We start from the raw sequence: 17,186 nt of genomic DNA on the forward strand, positions 1-17,186 counted from the left end.
AGTGTAAAGTTTAAATATGTTTTGAGAGTCATAGATGACTTTTAAATAAATAAAAAATTAAGGACAAGGATGTCCTATGAAAATTCAAGGAGGAATTTTATTATGATTATTAATCACAATATGAATGCAATGAATGCACACAGACAAATGGGAGTAAACACAGGAGCAGCTGGAAAATCAATTGAAAAATTAAGTTCTGGTTTAAGAATAAACAGAGCTGGAGATGACGCAGCAGGTCTTGCTATTTCAGAAAAGATGAGAGGACAAATTAGAGGTCTTGACCAAGCAGCAAGAAATGGACAAGATGGAATCTCTTTAATTCAAACAGCTGAAGGTGCTGTAAATGAAACTCATGCAATTCTTCAAAGAATGAGAGAATTAGCAGTTCAATCATCAAATGGAACTAATATTGATGAAGATAGAGCTCAAATAAACAAAGAGTTCCAACAATTAAAATCAGAAATAACAAGAATTGGTACACAAACTCAATTCAATAAACAAAACTTATTAGATGGTTCAAACACAGAAATTAAATTCCAAATAGGTGCTAATGAGGATCAAACTATCAGTGTTAACCTTAAATCAATGGGAGCAACAGCATTAAGCTTAACTGGTACAAAAATATCAGCACAAACAGAAGCAGCAACTGCAATAACTACTTTAGATACTGCAATTAAAACAGTTTCAGAATTTAGAGCAGATTTAGGATCAGTTCAAAACAGATTAGAACATACTATATCTGCTACAAACAATACTTCAGAAAACTTACAAGCTGCTGAATCAAGAGTAAGAGACGTTGATATGGCTAAGGAAATGATGAATTTCTCTAAGAATAATATTCTTAACCAAGCTGCACAAGCAATGCTTTCTCAAGCTAATCAACAACCACAAGGAGTTCTTCAATTATTAAGATAATTATGAACTAGGAATTAACTCTGTATTATAGAATTTTATCTCTATAATATGGAGTTTTTTCTATTTAAATTTAAAACAAATTTTAAAAAATATGGAATAAAATAATATAAAATGAGATAATATATATTATAAATTGAGTGAAAATGAGAAAAATTATTATTTAGAATTGGACAAGGAGAATAATGATGAGTTTAAATATAGATAAATCTAGAGATGGATATAATATTGTTCAAGTTAATATAGACGGTAAGAAACAATATATAGGAAGTAAATATAATCAGAAAAGAGAAATTGAGAATTTTGTTAAAGAATTTAAAAATTGTACTATAAATGATAACTATATAGTTTTTGGATTATCACTAGGTGAGCACATAGTAGAATTATTAAATAAAATTAGTGATAAAAGTCAGATTTTAATTGTTGAAATAAATGATGAACTTGTAGAATATTATAAAAGTTACGATAATACGAAGAATATTTTTAAAAATCCTAGAATAGAATTAGCTCAAAATGCTGATGAAGTGAAATCTTTTTTTAGAAAATATATTACTCAAGTAAATATAAATAATTTAGAAATAGAATATTATGCAAGGTATGAAAAGCTGTATATTGGTAAATTAAATGATATTTATGAAACGATAAAAAATGAATCTCAAAGAATAATTTCAGATAAAAATACATCATTATACTTTGGAATAAATTGGTTTAATTCGTTATTGGATAATTTGAAGTATATGGCAACGGGGACGGTGGTTAATAATCTTAAAGATAAATATAAAAATATACCTGCAATAATAGTATCTGCGGGGCCTTCTCTTCAAAAAAATGTAGATGAACTAAAAGGAATTGAGAATAGCTTAATATTAACAGGTGGAAGAACGCTTGGTACATTAGTTGAAAGAAAAATTGAACCAACGTGTTTATGTGTTGTTGATCCAGGAGGAGTATCGTATAAACTTGTTGAAAATCATATAGATAAAGTAACATGTCCATTGGTTTTTTATGAGGGGACTAATTCTAAAGTTATTGAAAACCATAATGGAAAAAAAATATTTAGTGCAAATAATAAATTTTTATCAGATGTATGGAAAGAAGAAATTCAAAGTTTATCAGGTGGTGGATCTGTAGCTCATGCAATGACCATATTAGCAGCTTATATGGGGTGTAATCCTGTTGTATTTATAGGCCAAGATTTAGCTTATACAGGAGAAAAAGGACATGCTATTTGTTCAGGGAATAAATGGAAAAAGCTTACTTTTGATGATTACAAAAGGAGTGATGACTTATATGTAGAAGATATAAATGGAGAATTAGTTAGAACTAGTATTGTCCTTAATTCATATAGGTTAGCTATGGAAGAAGTAATAGAGGCTTTTCCCAATACCCAGTTTATAAATGCTACAGAAGGTGGAGTTAATATCAAAGGAACAGAAAATAAGACTTTAAAAGACACTATAAATAACTTTAAAGAGAATCATATTAGTGAATTAGAGATTTTTTTGAAAGCTGATGATAAGACACAGGATGTTATAAATGGATTGAAAAAAAATATAAAGTTATTAGAACAAGATATATCATTGTGTGATAAGGGAGAACATGTATTAGATGATTTTAAGATAAATTATTATTTAAAGAAACAAAGCCGTATAAATAAAAATTTAAAAGATTTGGATGACATAGATCATAAATTGAGGAATAATATAAATGATATAAATATAATAAATTCTATATTATTTAATACTATATATGAAATAGAAAATAATGATGAATTTATAATCAATATGTCTGATAATAAAGAAGTAGCATTTAAGAAAAATATTAACAAAAATAGAGCAATATATTGTGGACTTAAAAAAGTTATGAAAATATGTTGTGAAAAATTGAAATTAGCTGTAAAAGAGTTAGAAGATTAAAGAATTAAGTGTAATTTACGATATATAATATAGTAGACAAGATAGTGAAAGTAAGATTAAGGGGGATAAGTAATTGTGAATAATGAATTTGAAGTTTTAGTAACAGCTAATGAATATATAGATAATTTAAAAAATGGAGCTAATAAAGTTACGGATTATATTGAAGTAGGAAATGAGCAAGAAGGAATTGGATTAATACCTTTAATAGCTGATGGAGTAGAGTGGTTATTAAATGCTATTGATTTAACCAAGAATATTCATAAAGGAACTATAGATACTATTAAAATAAGTGAAAAATTATGTGAGATAGTAGAAGCGTTAGAAAATGAAGACTATATTTTAGTTGGAGATTTATTTAAGTATGAAATATTAGATATTTTAGAAGAAATTCAAAATAATATAAAGAAAGTAATTGCAAATTAAAAAATGACAATAACAAATATTATTTAACAAAATATTTTGAATTCTAAAATTATGTTCTGATTTTAAATGGAGGTAGTAATATGCTTAATAATAAATCAATTCTCATAACTGGAGGTACAGGCTCTTTTGGAAAAAAGTTCACAGAAAGAATTTTAAATGAGTTTGATCCTAAAAGAATAGTTATATATTCTAGAGATGAATTTAAGCAAGATGTTATGAAAAAGGAATTTTCAATAAAATATCCAGATAAGATACATAAACTCAGGTTTTTTATTGGAGATGTAAGAGATAAAGATAGATTATATAGAGCTTTTAGAGATATAGATTATGTGATACATGCAGCAGCAATGAAACAGGTGCCGGCTTGTGAGTATAATCCTTTTGAAGCTATAAAGACCAATATACATGGAGCACAAAATATTGTTGATGCAGCTATAGATTGTAAAGTAAAAAAGGTTGTAGCATTATCGACAGATAAAGCAGTAAATCCAATAAATTTATATGGAGGAACAAAGCTTGTTTCAGATAAATTATTTATTTCAGCGAATGCTTATTCTGGCGGAGATGGAGCAGTATTTTCAGTAGTTAGGTATGGTAATGTCGCAGGAAGTAGGGGATCTGTCATACCATTTTTTAAATCGCTCATAGAAAATGGAGAAAAAGTTTTGCCTATAACGGATTATAGAATGACTAGATTTTGGATCACTTTAGATGAAGGTGTTGATTTGGTATTTAAAGCATTAAAAGAATCAAGAGGTGGAGAAACTTATATTTCTAAAATACCTTCTTTTAAAATAACTGATTTAGCTAAGGCAATGAATGATGATATTGATATGATTGAAATTGGCATAAGAGAAGGCGAAAAATTAGATGAAGTAATGATAACTAAAGACGATTCTAGAATGACTTATGAGTATGATAAACATTACATAATATATCCACATTTTGATTGGTGGAACTCTCAGAATTTTATGACTCCAGGTGGAAAATTAGTTGAAGAAGGATTTGAATATGATTCAGGAACTAATAAAGAATGGATAGGAGTTAACAAATTAAGAGAACTTCTTAAAAATGAAGGCATTTATGATTCTAATAAATATAAGTAGTAGAGTATAATTTGTATTAATAAGGGAAAATGATTTATAGTAATTTATTGATTAAAGATTGATTTCTTTATTATAGAATAAATGTTAATCATACAAGTAAAATTGATAACTATTCATAAATGAGGTGATTATAGGTGGGCAATAAACCTGTAATGTTAATAACATCAATAGGGAAAAGAATACAATTAATAAAACATTTAAAAGAGAGCTTTACTATAATTGGTGTAGATGCAAGTGAATTAAATGCAGGTAGATATTTTGTTGATAAATTTTACAAGATACCTAAAATAAATGAAAAAAATTATATAGAAACTATTATTAATATATGCAAGAATGAAAAAATAGATGTATTAATTCCTTTGTATGAAGGTGAATTTGAAATTTTAGATAATTCAAGAAACATACTTAAAAGCATTGGAATATTACTTTTATTGAGTAATAAAGATATTATTAATATATGCAAAGATAAGAAAAAAACTTATGATTATTTTATAAATTCCTCAATAAATAATATAAGAGTTTTTTTAAAAAAAGAAGTAGAAAATATTATTAAAGAGAGTGACATAAATAAATTACCGCTTCTAATAAAACCTAAATGTGGTATGGGGAGTAAAGATATTTATAAAATTAATACTATTAAAGAACTAATTTTCTTTAATGAATATGTTCAAGAAAAAATAGTTCAAGAATTTATATTAGGTGATGAATACACTGTTGATATATTAGTGGATCTAGAAGGAGAACCAATATATATAGTACCTAGAAAGAGGATAGAAGTTAGATCTGGCGAGGTAGTAAAAAGTGCAACGATAAAAGATCGTAAAATAATCAATGTAACTAAAGAAGTATTAAAATATTTAAATAGATTAAAAGATGAAAACAACGTAGGATTAATTGGGCCATTAACAATACAGTTTTTTAAAAAAGAGAATGGTGAAATATTATTATTGGAAATAAATCCACGATTCGGTGGTGGGGTTCCTCTGAGTTTTGAATCTGGAGCAAATTATGGAAAAGAAATTTCTAGAATATTAAAGGGAGAGAAACTTAATTACATAGAAAATTTTATTGAGAAAACTATGATTAGATATGAGGATGCTATTTACATTTAATTATAAGAAATAGCTACAGGTGAAAAATGATTAAGTTAATAATGTTTGATTTAGATGATACTTTATATTATGAAAAAGAATATGTATTATGTGCATTTGAGGATGTAGCCAATTATTTAGGAAACAAATATAATAAGAATACTATTTTATTATATGAAAGAATGAAAGAAATTTTTGAAAAACAAGGTAGGGGAAAAATTTTTAATATAATTTGTGAAGAAAACAATTTTAATGAAGATATAAATAAGTTAATTAATATATATAGAAATTGTAAACCAAAATTAAACTTATACAATGATAGCGTTGAAATATTAAAATGGCTTAGAAGAAAAAGATATAAAATGGGGATAATTACAGATGGATGTGCTAGGGTGCAATGGAATAAAATAAAAGGGCTAGATATTGAAACTCTAGTAGATAGAATTATAGTCACAGATGATATTGGAAGGGAATTTTGGAAACCTCATAAAAGATCATATTTGGATATGATAGATTATTTTGATGTGGCTAAAAATGAATGTATATATATTGGAGATAATCCCAATAAAGATTTTATTGGAGCCAAAGAATTAGGTATTAAGACAATTAGAATTATTAGAGAAAATGGAGATCATATTTATACTTTTTTAGAAGAAAAATATGAAGCTGATTTTAACATAAATAATCTTTTAGAATTAAAAAATTTATTAAAAAAGATTAATAAATAATTAAAAAATGAAAAAGAAAAGGTGATTTAGTATGAAAATTTTATGTATAGTTCAAGCAAGGATGGGATCAGAAAGATTGCCAGGTAAGGTAATGAAAGAAATAAATGGACAACCCATGATAAGCTATACACTTAATTCACTTAAAAAGAGTAAATATATTGACGAAATAGTTTTAGTAACATCAACTTTAAACATAAACAATTCTTTGGTTGAATATGTAAAAAGTATAAATTTTAAAGTTTTCAGAGGCGATGAAGATAATGTTCTAGAAAGATATAAATTAGCTTCTGATAAATATGATGGTGACATAATAATTAGAGTTACTGGAGATTGCCCTTTAATAAATCCAATAATAGTTGATAATGTTGTAACTAAGTTTTTAATGTATGACTATGATTATGTAAGACTTGATGTACCAAATACATTTCAAAGAGGATTTGATGTAGAGGTATTTTCTAAAGAAGCATTAGATAAAGTTTATGACTTAGTTTGTTCAGAAGAAGATATACATAAAAATGAATTTCAACCTTTCAGAGAACATGTCACTTATTATATTTATAACCATCAAGATGAATTTAAGGTTGGATATGTTAAAGGTGAAGGAAAGTATTTTGAGGATAGAGATGTTAATTTGAGTGTTGATACGGAAGAGGACTTTGAAAAAGTTAAGAATATGTTGATTAATTAATTATGATTTAATCATTAGAATTTATGGAATTAGTTATTAAATACGTCATTATTTGAATCTGTTAAGCTGATATGAAAAAACAGCTTGATTTTTCATAGAATTACTCGCTCTTTGAAAATTATATAAGTTTGAATACTTTATTGCCTAGCAAACAAGCCTGCAATAAAAGTGATTTTTGCAGGTTAATCAAAAGTATTAAGTTTAATTACGCTGCTGAAAACCAAGAGTTTTTATCTAAGCTATCACTAGCGAAACCAGCAACTTCAGCTGGGGCATAGTTATTTAATGATCCATGTGGTCTAATGAAATTATAGTGAAAGATAAATAAATATACTAAATTATTAGCTTTCTCAAAAGAATTAAAGCCTTTTTTAGCTTTATACCAGGCTTTAAAAGTCTTATTAAATGATTCAATTAAGTTATTATTTGTATCACTAGACATAGGAGCTACTGGTATATGTTTGGTATTTGGCAATACCGTGGCGGCAGATTGGTTGTATGAAGGCAATCTATCGGTTATAAAATAGGTTGGTTCTCCACAATTTTTAGCTTCATTGATAAGTGTATATGCGGAATCAGAGCTTCTAGATTTAGTTAGATGAAAAGCTAAAATAAATCTAGTTTCTGAATCAATAGCTAGCCATAGGTAATATTTTTCACCATTAATAAATATAACAGTTTCATCAGCGTGCCAATCGTCAGATTGTAAATCTAAACTATCTTTAAATTTATCGGCCTTTTGTTTGAAAAAAGGTGCAAATTTATTAGTCCAGCTTGCTATGGTTACATGAGAGACTTTAATACCGCAGTTCATCATTAAGAATTGTGAAATTGATCTTGTTGGTGAATTATTTAGAAAGTATAAAGTTAATGCAGTCAATATAAAATGAAGTGGAAATCGCATTCCTTTCATAGAAAGGGAACCGGTAATTAACTCGCTAGATGCATCATCAATGTTAATGATATGATGTTTAACTATTATATGATTACATTTTTTATTATTGCATTTTTTATTATTGCATTTATAGCGATTGTAATGTTTGTAAGCGTGATGCAAGTATGTGCCTTTGCCACACTTTGGACATCTCGGATAATTCATTTTAGGCAGTCCGTCACCGTCGCCTAAGGCGAACTGGCGCTTACACATTTTGCATTGATACTTTTGATTAGCCTGCTTATTCAAACCAAATTTATATAGTTTATCAGAATGGCAGCGTGGACATTTTATATTAGTCTTGTTCATTGTTCTTCTCTCCTTTTTAAGGGGGTATTATTAAGTGTTGCAAACCTATTGTATTTCCTAAGGTTGAGAAGCGCAATGTTCATATAACCTAACAGATCGCATTATTTTATAAGGGGAAGAAAATAAAATGAATGTTATAATTTTAGATAATTACAAAGGAATACGAAAACTAAATGCAGATGATAGTTATCCAATTTCTTTAGAAAATATTTATAACGGACAACGTGTTCTAGATTGGCACATAGGAAGTATAAATAAGAAAAATATACAGTATTTTTATATTGGTGGATATCATATAGAGAAGATCATAAATAAATATAATAATTTTTCATTTTATTATGATAAAAATAATCAGATGAGCTTGAGATTAGTTTATGACATATTGAAGATAAGTAATGAAGATTGTCTAATTATTCAATCTAACATATTATATAAACAACATTATATAAATTCTTTAATAGATAGTACAGAACCAATAGTTATTGGAGTATGTGAAGAAGTTATTGATAAAAATTTTATGGGAATTACAACTGATTTGCTTAATTATAATGGAATCTTAAAAATAAATAGTAGTCAAATAAATAGTATATTAAATAATATTGAAAAATTTTTCTTAAATAATAAAGAGGAAAGTTATTTGCAATGGATTGATTATTTAATTAAGAATAAGGGGAATAATGTAAATTTTATAAAAGCTAAAAATTTAAAAGATATAATCAATGTTAAAAATAAAATTGGATTATCTAAATTTATACTTGGAACTAAAGCTCAAACATTAGAAACATTAAAAAACCTTGTTAACAATTCAATTATTTTAGAGCAGTTAGTATTTACAGTTAAACAATGGAATGAGAATTCGGAATTCATTTATAATGAAATAAAAAGTAAATATAAGGATAAAACGATAGTTATAAGAAGTAGTTCTTTAAGTGAGGATTGTTTTAATCAATCAAATGCAGGGAAATTTGAAAGTTATTTGGATATTGATGTTATGAATAAAAAAATGGTAAAAACATTAATAAATAAAGTTATTCATAGTTATAACAGTGATGATGGAAATAATCAAGTTCTAATTCAACAATATATATCTAATAGCACAATAAGCGGAGTTATATTTACTAGAGATTTAGAAGATTCATCTCCTTACTATTTAATAAACTATGATGATGAGAGTGGACTTACAGATACAGTTACTTCAGGAAAAAGTAAAGATATTAAAAGTAAAATTATATTAAAGGATAAATTTAATATAATAGATGAAAAATTCAAAAAAATAATAACGGCTGTTAAAGAAGTAGAGAGCCTTACTGGATATGATGGATTAGATATGGAATTTATCATAGATAATAATAATATATATATAGTTCAAGTTAGACCAATAGTTTCATATAAAAAAGAGATACTTTTAACAGATGATGATGTATTTAAAGAAGTAAAAAGCTTAAAAGAATACGTTTCTAATATATTTAGAAAAAAAATTAATTTAGCAGGGGCTACTACAATATTAGGAAATATGCCGGATTGGAATCCAGCAGAGTTAATAGGGAGTTCACCAAGACCATTAAGCTTATCACTGTATCAAAAACTTATAACTGATGGGATATGGACAATAGCTAGGGAACAATTAGGCTACAAATCTTTAGGATATGAACCACTGGTAGTATCACTATCAGGAAAACCTTACGTAGATGTTAGAAAAAGTTTGAATTCTTTGTTGCCTAAAGATTTAGATGCTGAATTATGTGAAAAAATTGTAAATCATCAAATTGAAAAGTTACAGAATACTCCATGCTTTCATGATAAAATCGAGTTTAAGATTGCTAAAACTATTATAGATTTTAATTTTACAGAATATGAAGAAGAATTATTAGATAATTCGTTTACAAAAGGGGAAGTTTCACAATTTAGGAAATGTCTAACTAGATTAACTAATAATATTTTAATTAATGCGGATTCTATATTAGATAAACAAAAAGAAAAGCTAAATAAATTAATATGTAATCTGGAAGCCATAGATAACTGCAAAGCGTTAGAAATAATTGAAATTCCTAATATTATTAATATATTAATAAATGATTGTATACTAAACGGTATATTACCTTTTTCAATTTTAGCTAGATTTGCTTTTATATCAATGAGTTTTTTAAAAACTTTAAAAGAAAGAGAAGTAATAAATGATAATGAGTATGATAAAATTTTATTATCAATACCTACAGTAGCTCGTGATTTTAAAGTAGACAATGAATTACTTAATTTAAATAAAATTTCTAAAAGCAAGTTTTTAAGAAAATATGGTCATTTAAGACCAAATACATATGATATAAATTCATTAAATTATATTGAAGGATATGCAATATACTTTAAGAATTCACAAAAAATTGCTACTGTTATGACGGAAGACGAATTCAGTTGGATGGATACTATATTTGAAGATAAAAGTGAGCTTATTAATGAACAACTGAGACTAAATAATCTAGACTGTGATTATTTAAAATTAAAAGATTTTATTAGATTATCTATATCAGCAAGAGAATGGTCAAAGTTTGAGTTTACAAAAAATATAAATAAAATTTTGGAATTAGTTGGTAAGCTGGGTCAGCATTTTAAGCTTACAAAAGATGATATGTCTTACATATCTTTAGATAAAATACTCTCTTTAGCTAAAGAAAGTCCAAGTTATTCATTTGAGAAAGAATTAGTAAGAGAATGTGAATACAGGAAAAAGAAATTTATGCTAACGCAATTAATAAAATTACCTAGTTTAATTTTGCATCCTTGGCAGGTAGAAGAGTTTTCAATAATAGAGAGTGCACCTAATTATATAACAAATAAAATGATTTCAGGTGAGATTGTAGAGATAACTGCATTAAATGTCAAATTTGTAGACATAGATAATAAAATAGTACTTATTGAAAATGCAGATCCTGGATATGATTGGATTTTTTCAAATAATATTAAGGGATTAATAACTAAGTATGGAGGAGCTGCATCTCATATGTCTATAAGATGTGCTGAATTTGGAATTCCAGCAGCAATAGGAACTGGAGAAATAATATATAATAATATTAAGGAATTATCAATCATCGAATTAAATTGTGAGACTAAGCAGATAAAGGTGATCAAATGAGTTGTTTAATTGGAGTTACTATGAGAATTATACAAAATCAAACTTATTATGAAGTTAGAGACGGAATTAGTAGTGATTATATTGAATTTTTTAACCAATATAATATAACACCGATATTAATACCTAATAATTTAATTGATCCCGTAGAATACTTTAAAAATTTAAATTGTAAAGCTCTAATATTAACAGGTGGAGAAGATATATTAATAACAAAAAATAATATAGAATCTAATAATATGTTTAAAAATAAAAGAGATGAAACAGAGTATAGATTATTAGATTACTGTATAAAAAATGACATACCTGTTTTGGGAATATGTAGGGGAATGCAAATGATAAATATATACTTCGGTGGACAAATACTAGATTTAAATAAAAGATTAGAAGAAGCAAAACATGTAAATACAATGCATAGAATAAAAATACTTGATAAAATGTTATGCTTAAATTTAAAGCAATTAGAGGTAAATTCATATCATAATAATGGAGTAGTAATAGAAACTTTATCAAGTAAATTAGATTATTTTGCAATAACAGAAGAGAATGTTATAGAGGGATTATACTATAAATCCTATAAAACAATAGGTATTCAGTGGCATCCAGAAAGAAGTAAAGCTTTGTGTGATGATTTTATTATGAAAAAATGGTTGTCATATGTAGAGGAGAAATGAATATGAAATTAATAATTTTAGCAGCAGGACAAGGAACTCGATTAGCTCCATTAACTAATACTAAGCCTAAATGCTTAGTAGAATTAAAAGGTATACCATTAATAGAATGGCAAATAAGTATTGCAAGAAAAGCAGGTATAAAAGAAATAATAGTTATAAGAGGATATAAAGGCGATAAGCTTGAGTATTTAAAAGATTTGGATATAAAGCTTATAGAAAATATGGAATATGAAACTACAAATATGGTAGAAACACTTTTTAAAGCTAATGAATATTTAGAGGGGGAAGTAATAATATCTTATGGGGATATTGTATATGAAGAAAGTGTTATTAATAAATTGTTAGAAAATAAAAATGAAATATCTGTAGTTGTTGATCATGGTTGGGAAAACTATTGGAAAAAAAGAGTTGATAATATATTTTTAGATGCTGAAAGCCTGATGTTAGATGAAAATAATAATATAATAGGTATTGGTCAAACGGTTGAAAGTATTGAGTATATTCAAGGACAATATATTGGCTTAAGTAAGTTTAACAATGAAGGCTTAGAAAAATTAAAAAAAATATATATAAAAGAACAAGTTGCTTTTAGAAAAGATACTAATTACATATGTAAAAATAGAAATTTAAAGCAATTATATATGACAGATATATTACAAGGTTTAATTAATCATAAGTATATAGTTAAGGAAGTTGCTATAAATAGAGGATGGGTGGAAATTGATAATGTATCTGATTTGAAATTAGCAGAGCAATTAACTTCAATAATAAATACAAAGATAAGTATAAAATAGAGGGGTAATAATGAAGAAAAAAGGACAAGTTTATTGGTTTTTAGGGTTATCAGGAAGTGGGAAATCAACTTTATCAAAGAAGTTGTATGATTATCTAAAAGAAAAGAATGATAATATAAAGTTAATAGATGGAGATGAACTTAGAGAAGCAATTGGTGGATTTATGGGATATTCAATTGAGGAAAGAAGAAAAGTAATTAATATTATAATTTATTTAGTTAAAACATTATCAGAGTATGAAATTGATGTTGTAGTAGCTAATATTAGTGCTTTTAATGATTTGAGAATAAAGGCAAGAGAAGAAATAGAAAATTATAATGAAGTATATGTAAAGTGTTCTATAGAAGAGTGTGCAAGAAGAGATGTAAAAGGATACTATCAGAAAGCATTGAATGAAGAGATAAAAAATTTTATTGGAATAGATCAAGAATTTGAAGAGCCGGTAAATCCACATTTGATTTTAAATAGTGAGAATGAAACATTTAATGAGTGTTATCAAAAATTATTAAATTATATTAATTTAAATAAATTATAAAAAGGGATAGTAGCATGAAAAAAAAGATTGTTATATTTGGAGCATCGGTTAAGGGAATTGAAGCTTTAAATAGCTTAAAAGAAGAAAATGTAATATATTTTTGTGATAATGATTGGGAAAAAATTGGTACAAGGATAGAAGGAATAGAAGTCATATGTATACATAGCCTTTGCAAAATTAAAAATGAGGTTAAGTTGGTAATAGCTAGCTCGTATCAGAGTGAAATAGAGTTACAATTAAGAAAAAATGATATATATGAGTATGAAGTTTATAGTGAATTCAATAAGAATGAACTGTGTTTAAATAATTCTATTAAAAAGAATATGAAGTTTGAAAGCATAAAAAAAATATTTATGCTAACTGATTCTTTAGAAGAGGTAAAGAAAATAAAAATACGTTTTATATTTCAAAGATCATTAACCTGGAAAGCAGTAGAAAGTGTATACTGTAGTTTTGTAAATGATAATAGGTTTGATGTAAAAATAATTGTGGTACCAAACGATGGTATTATAGAGCATAAAATATTAAATGAAAGCAATATAAATTACATATTGTATGATGAGTTTAATTTGACAATAGATCAACCTGACATAATTATTTGTAATGAAACAAACGATATTTCAAGACCTATGGAATATCATTCTAAAAATTTATGTGAAATATCAAAATTAGTATATATTCAAGGAACGCTTCATAATCTAGCTTTGCCTAAAAAATGGATACAAGATCAAATGGATCGTCCAATATATAAAAATGCTTGGAAGGTGATTTTGGGTGATAAAGAGTTCTATGAATTGTGTAATATTAGTATTAATAAGGCTTTTCTCACAAGCCCAAGATGGGATAGCTTATATATAGCCTTAAATAATAACAATAAAGCCCCTAAGCAATGGATAGAAAAATGCAAAAAAAGAAAAGTTATATTATGGAATCCTCATTTTTATATAAGAGGTCAAAATAGTAGTACTTTTGATATTTATTTAAAAGATATATTAGAGTTAGTTATTAATAATAAAGAATTATGTCTTATTATTAGGCCACATCCTATTTTGTTCAAAAGTATCTATGAAAACAATATATGGTCTAAAAAACAAATAAATTGCTTTAAGGAATTTATTAATAAAAGTGAAAATATTATTTTGGATGAAATGGTTGATTATACAAAATCATTTTCATTATCTGATGCATTAATAAGTGATATGAGTACATTTTTAGTAACATATTTGCCGATAAAAAAACCAATTTTATACTTAAAGCATCCTTTAGAGGATGAACTTTGTAATAAAGAATATATTCAAAGTTATTGTGATATAGCAAGTAATTTTGATTATGTAAAAAAGTTTTTTGAAATGATAATTAATAATAGAGATTGTAATTATAAAAAAAGAATAGAAATTTTTAAAGAGAAAGTAAAAAGTTTTGATGGAAAAGCAGGAGAAAAAGTAAAAGAATACATTGTTGATGAATATTATAAAGAGATTGAACTAAAGGAGAAATAAAAATGTATAGAGATAAAAAAATTGTATTATTTGGAGCATCATATGATAAAGATAGTACATGTGATTATGTTATTAATTGGTTGAGCAAAGAGAAGTACAGTATTGAGTATTTAGTAGATAATGATGAAAATAAACAAGGAAAAGAAGTTTATAATAAACAAATAAGAGATCCAAAAGAATTATTAAAAGAAAATAGAGATAATATTTTAATAATTGTAACAAGTGGATATGTTAAAGAAATTAGCTATCAATTACAAGAAATGGGATTTAAAAGAAAAGATAATTTTATAAGATTATATGATTGGAATGAGTTAAGAGGAAGTTATGTTAGTGATAAATTAAAGAAAAGTATTACTTTAGACTCAAAAGGGAATAACATACCAACAAGTATTAATTTAGAGATAACAAGTTTTTGTAATATGGAATGTTGTTATTGTCCATATCATAGTAAGTGGATTGATAAAAGTGATAAAGCACCTAATGTAATGATGACAGAGGATATATTTAATAAAATACTTAAGCAATTAAAAAATATAAGAACTTTAAGAGATATAACAATTGGTGGTAGAGGTGAATGTCTTCTTCATCCCAAATGGTTTGAATTTGCTCAAAGTATATCAAAAAATACATCTGTTAAAGAAATTACGCTACTTACTAATGGAAAATTATTAAATGATGTAAATAATAAAAAAATAAGTGAGTTAAATTTTGAAAGAATAAATATATTAATATCTATTGATGGATATTCTGAAAATGAAAACTCATATTTTAGAATTAATTCTGATTATAGTATTATAAAGGAAAACTTAAATAAATTAATTAAATTAACACAAGATAACAGTAGAATTAAAATTAGCATTATGAATGTTAAAGTTCCTAATATTGATGAAGTTCACATAAAATCTGAATTAGATATAGCTGAATATATAAAGAAGGATTTTCCGCAAGTATCTTATTGGGGAACATATGCAATATCATTCTATAAAAATATAGAGAATAAGTTTATAGAACAAGGATTTTCAATTGTTGAAGGAGTGAATGAAAATTTATTTATATGTACAAGTCCTTTTAAGCAGATTGCAATTAATTCTAGTGGAAAAGTGTTAGCATGCTCATGTGGGAATGGACAAAATAAAGTGGTTGGAGTTGTAGAAGAAGAGAATTTAATTAGTTTATGGAATAACGATGAATTTAAGAGTATGAGAAAAGATTTTTTAAATAGAAAAAATCCATCTATATGTAATTTATGTGCTAATAATATTGAATTAAAACCATACAGAATTATATGTAGAGGTGAACAATGAAAAAGACAGTTTTAATATTGGCAGATACAAATTTATTAATAGATGGACGAATAAGAAGACATATATTTTTCTTAAAAGATAATTATAATTTAATAGTTACCGGAACCAATAATCCTAACATTGAACAATTTATAGATTTTATAGATTGTTCAAAGAAATCTATAAATTTAGAAGAACTAGATAGACGAAGAAGATTATTAAGATATAGAATGAACAATAAAAAATTTGAGGAAGCATATTGGGAAGAAGAGTATATAAAGGAATTATATGTAAATTTAAAAGATAAGAAGATAGACATTATATTAGCCAATGATATTTCTATAATTCCATTAGGCGTAAAAATTGCAAAAGAAAGAGGAATAAAAATAATAGCTGATATGCATGAGTATGCACCTAAAGAGTTTTCAGATGACTATGAATGGAATTGTTTGTTTGCGGATTATAAATATTATTTATGTGCAACATATTTAAAAGAATGTGATGAAATTATAACTGTGTCTAAGGGAATAGCAAAAGAATTTAAAAAAGAATTTGGAATTAAGGTAAATGTGCTTACTAATGCTCCAAAATGTGGAGAATTAGAGATTAAAGAGACTAATAGCACTTCAATAAAAATAGTATATCACGGGGTCGCTAATTCATCTAGAAAAATAGAAAATATTTTAAGTGTAGTTGAAAAATTAGATAATAGATTTAGCTTAGATTTATATCTAATAGAAGACGGAAGTGATCATTATGAAAATTTAGTAAGAAAAATTAATTATACATCTAGATGTAATTTAAAAAAAGCGGTACCTCCTGAAGAAATTGTTGAAATGCTACATAAATATGATATAGGGATATTTTTATTAGAACCAGTTAATTTAAATTACGAATATGCTTTGCCAAATAAGTTTTTTGAATTTGTACAGGCATCTTTAGCTGTAGCTATAGGACCGTCAAAAGAGATGAAAAATTATGTTGAAAAGTATAAGTGTGGAGTAGTTTCTAAAGATTTTAATCCTGAGACTCTTGCAGATAAATTAAACTCATTAACAACACAAGATATAGATAAATACAAGAAAAATTCAAATGAATTGTCTAAGGTGGAAAATGCTGAAAATAACAAACTGAAATTATTAGAATTAATAAAAGGGTTAGATTAGGAGG

Annotated in this window: 15 protein-coding genes; 14 read left to right on the top strand and 1 reads right to left on the bottom strand. The window is 25.9% G+C overall.

All coding sequences use genetic code 11. The features are described from left to right. The first annotated feature begins 102 nt into the window (after nucleotides 1-102). From RYM86_RS03115 to RYM86_RS03145, 7 genes are all read left to right on the top strand, one after another. Nucleotides 103-915 carry a flagellin gene (locus RYM86_RS03115; protein WP_315077705.1) on the top strand — a complete coding sequence of 271 codons (813 nt, stop codon included), beginning with the start codon at nucleotides 103-105 and terminating at the stop codon, nucleotides 913-915. A 185-nt stretch (nucleotides 916-1,100) separates the two neighbouring features. Continuing rightward, on the top strand, nucleotides 1,101-2,828 hold the full coding sequence (locus RYM86_RS03120; protein WP_315077706.1) for a 6-hydroxymethylpterin diphosphokinase MptE-like protein: 1,728 nt from the start codon (nucleotides 1,101-1,103) through the stop codon (nucleotides 2,826-2,828). A 75-nt stretch (nucleotides 2,829-2,903) separates the two neighbouring features. Beyond that, nucleotides 2,904-3,251: a hypothetical protein gene (locus RYM86_RS03125; protein ID WP_315077708.1), complete on the top strand. Its 348-nt coding sequence runs from the start codon at nucleotides 2,904-2,906 to the stop codon at nucleotides 3,249-3,251. Between the two features lie 80 nt (nucleotides 3,252-3,331). Further along, entirely contained in the window at nucleotides 3,332-4,357 is a 1,026-nt protein-coding gene (pseB, locus tag RYM86_RS03130; protein WP_315077710.1) for a UDP-N-acetylglucosamine 4,6-dehydratase (inverting), read from the top strand. 134 nt (nucleotides 4,358-4,491) lie between these two features. After that, nucleotides 4,492-5,469, top strand: a complete 978-nt coding sequence (locus tag RYM86_RS03135) for an ATP-grasp domain-containing protein (protein ID WP_315077712.1) — start codon at nucleotides 4,492-4,494, stop codon at nucleotides 5,467-5,469. Between the two features lie 26 nt (nucleotides 5,470-5,495). Further along, nucleotides 5,496-6,176, top strand: a complete 681-nt coding sequence (locus tag RYM86_RS03140; protein ID WP_315077713.1) for an HAD-IA family hydrolase — start codon at nucleotides 5,496-5,498, stop codon at nucleotides 6,174-6,176. A 31-nt stretch (nucleotides 6,177-6,207) separates the two neighbouring features. Beyond that, nucleotides 6,208-6,864 (top strand): glycosyltransferase family protein, encoded by a 657-nt coding sequence (locus tag RYM86_RS03145; protein ID WP_315077714.1) that lies wholly within the window; start codon nucleotides 6,208-6,210, stop codon nucleotides 6,862-6,864. A 205-nt stretch (nucleotides 6,865-7,069) separates the two neighbouring features. Here the strand turns inward: RYM86_RS03145 and RYM86_RS03150 are convergent, their stop codons facing one another. Beyond that, on the bottom strand, nucleotides 7,070-8,107 hold the full coding sequence (locus tag RYM86_RS03150) for an IS6 family transposase (RefSeq protein ID WP_315077715.1): 1,038 nt from the start codon (nucleotides 8,105-8,107) through the stop codon (nucleotides 7,070-7,072). Nucleotides 8,108-8,234: 127 nt separating this feature from the next. On the opposite strand from RYM86_RS03150, the gene RYM86_RS03155 reads away from it, so the two are divergent. The 7 genes from RYM86_RS03155 to RYM86_RS03185 are packed head-to-tail and all read left to right on the top strand — an operon-like array spanning nucleotide 8,235 to nucleotide 17,182. After that, the gene (locus tag RYM86_RS03155; protein WP_315077716.1) at nucleotides 8,235-11,234 is read left to right on the top strand and encodes a PEP/pyruvate-binding domain-containing protein; all 3,000 of its coding nucleotides are present in this window, start codon (nucleotides 8,235-8,237) and stop codon (nucleotides 11,232-11,234) included. After that, a complete protein-coding gene (locus tag RYM86_RS03160) occupies nucleotides 11,231-11,905 on the top strand; it encodes a gamma-glutamyl-gamma-aminobutyrate hydrolase family protein (protein WP_315077717.1) in 675 nt (224 codons plus the stop codon). The genes RYM86_RS03155 and RYM86_RS03160 overlap by 4 nt, the downstream gene beginning before the upstream one ends. A 2-nt stretch (nucleotides 11,906-11,907) precedes the next feature. After that, nucleotides 11,908-12,699, top strand: coding sequence for a phosphocholine cytidylyltransferase family protein (locus tag RYM86_RS03165; RefSeq protein ID WP_315077719.1), 792 nt, complete (start codon nucleotides 11,908-11,910; stop codon nucleotides 12,697-12,699). A 10-nt stretch (nucleotides 12,700-12,709) separates the two neighbouring features. Further along, complete coding sequence (cysC, locus tag RYM86_RS03170; protein WP_315077720.1) at nucleotides 12,710-13,234, top strand: adenylyl-sulfate kinase; 525 nt, start codon at nucleotides 12,710-12,712, stop codon at nucleotides 13,232-13,234. Between the two features lie 14 nt (nucleotides 13,235-13,248). Continuing rightward, nucleotides 13,249-14,733 carry a CDP-glycerol glycerophosphotransferase family protein gene (locus RYM86_RS03175; RefSeq protein WP_315077721.1) on the top strand — a complete coding sequence of 495 codons (1,485 nt, stop codon included), beginning with the start codon at nucleotides 13,249-13,251 and terminating at the stop codon, nucleotides 14,731-14,733. Between the two features lie 2 nt (nucleotides 14,734-14,735). After that, nucleotides 14,736-16,037 (top strand): radical SAM protein, encoded by a 1,302-nt coding sequence (locus tag RYM86_RS03180; RefSeq protein WP_315077723.1) that lies wholly within the window; start codon nucleotides 14,736-14,738, stop codon nucleotides 16,035-16,037. Continuing rightward, nucleotides 16,034-17,182: a glycosyltransferase gene (locus RYM86_RS03185; protein WP_315077725.1), complete on the top strand. Its 1,149-nt coding sequence runs from the start codon at nucleotides 16,034-16,036 to the stop codon at nucleotides 17,180-17,182. The genes RYM86_RS03180 and RYM86_RS03185 overlap by 4 nt, the downstream gene beginning before the upstream one ends. Nucleotides 17,183-17,186 lie beyond the last annotated feature (4 nt).

It is taken from the genome of uncultured Clostridium sp. (genome assembly GCF_963527835.1).
Taxonomy (GTDB): Bacteria; Bacillota; Clostridia; order Clostridiales; family Clostridiaceae; genus Clostridium.

What these genes read in the sequence shown, in the direction of transcription:
- RYM86_RS03165 (WP_315077719.1), top strand. Translation starts at nt 11,908, where the DNA reads ATGAAATTAATAATTTTAGCAGCAGGACAAGGAACTCGATTAGCTCCA.
- cysC (WP_315077720.1), top strand. Translation starts at nt 12,710, where the DNA reads ATGAAGAAAAAAGGACAAGTTTATTGGTTTTTAGGGTTATCAGGAAGT.
- pseB (WP_315077710.1), top strand. Translation starts at nt 3,332, where the DNA reads ATGCTTAATAATAAATCAATTCTCATAACTGGAGGTACAGGCTCTTTT.
- RYM86_RS03115 (WP_315077705.1), top strand. Translation starts at nt 103, where the DNA reads ATGATTATTAATCACAATATGAATGCAATGAATGCACACAGACAAATG.
- RYM86_RS03145 (WP_315077714.1), top strand. Translation starts at nt 6,208, where the DNA reads ATGAAAATTTTATGTATAGTTCAAGCAAGGATGGGATCAGAAAGATTG.
- RYM86_RS03160 (WP_315077717.1), top strand. Translation starts at nt 11,231, where the DNA reads ATGAGTTGTTTAATTGGAGTTACTATGAGAATTATACAAAATCAAACT.
- RYM86_RS03120 (WP_315077706.1), top strand. Translation starts at nt 1,101, where the DNA reads ATGAGTTTAAATATAGATAAATCTAGAGATGGATATAATATTGTTCAA.
- RYM86_RS03180 (WP_315077723.1), top strand. Translation starts at nt 14,736, where the DNA reads ATGTATAGAGATAAAAAAATTGTATTATTTGGAGCATCATATGATAAA.
- RYM86_RS03185 (WP_315077725.1), top strand. Translation starts at nt 16,034, where the DNA reads ATGAAAAAGACAGTTTTAATATTGGCAGATACAAATTTATTAATAGAT.
- RYM86_RS03175 (WP_315077721.1), top strand. Translation starts at nt 13,249, where the DNA reads ATGAAAAAAAAGATTGTTATATTTGGAGCATCGGTTAAGGGAATTGAA.
- RYM86_RS03155 (WP_315077716.1), top strand. Translation starts at nt 8,235, where the DNA reads ATGAATGTTATAATTTTAGATAATTACAAAGGAATACGAAAACTAAAT.
- RYM86_RS03140 (WP_315077713.1), top strand. Translation starts at nt 5,496, where the DNA reads ATGATTAAGTTAATAATGTTTGATTTAGATGATACTTTATATTATGAA.
- RYM86_RS03150 (WP_315077715.1), bottom strand. Translation starts at nt 8,107, where the DNA reads ATGAACAAGACTAATATAAAATGTCCACGCTGCCATTCTGATAAACTA.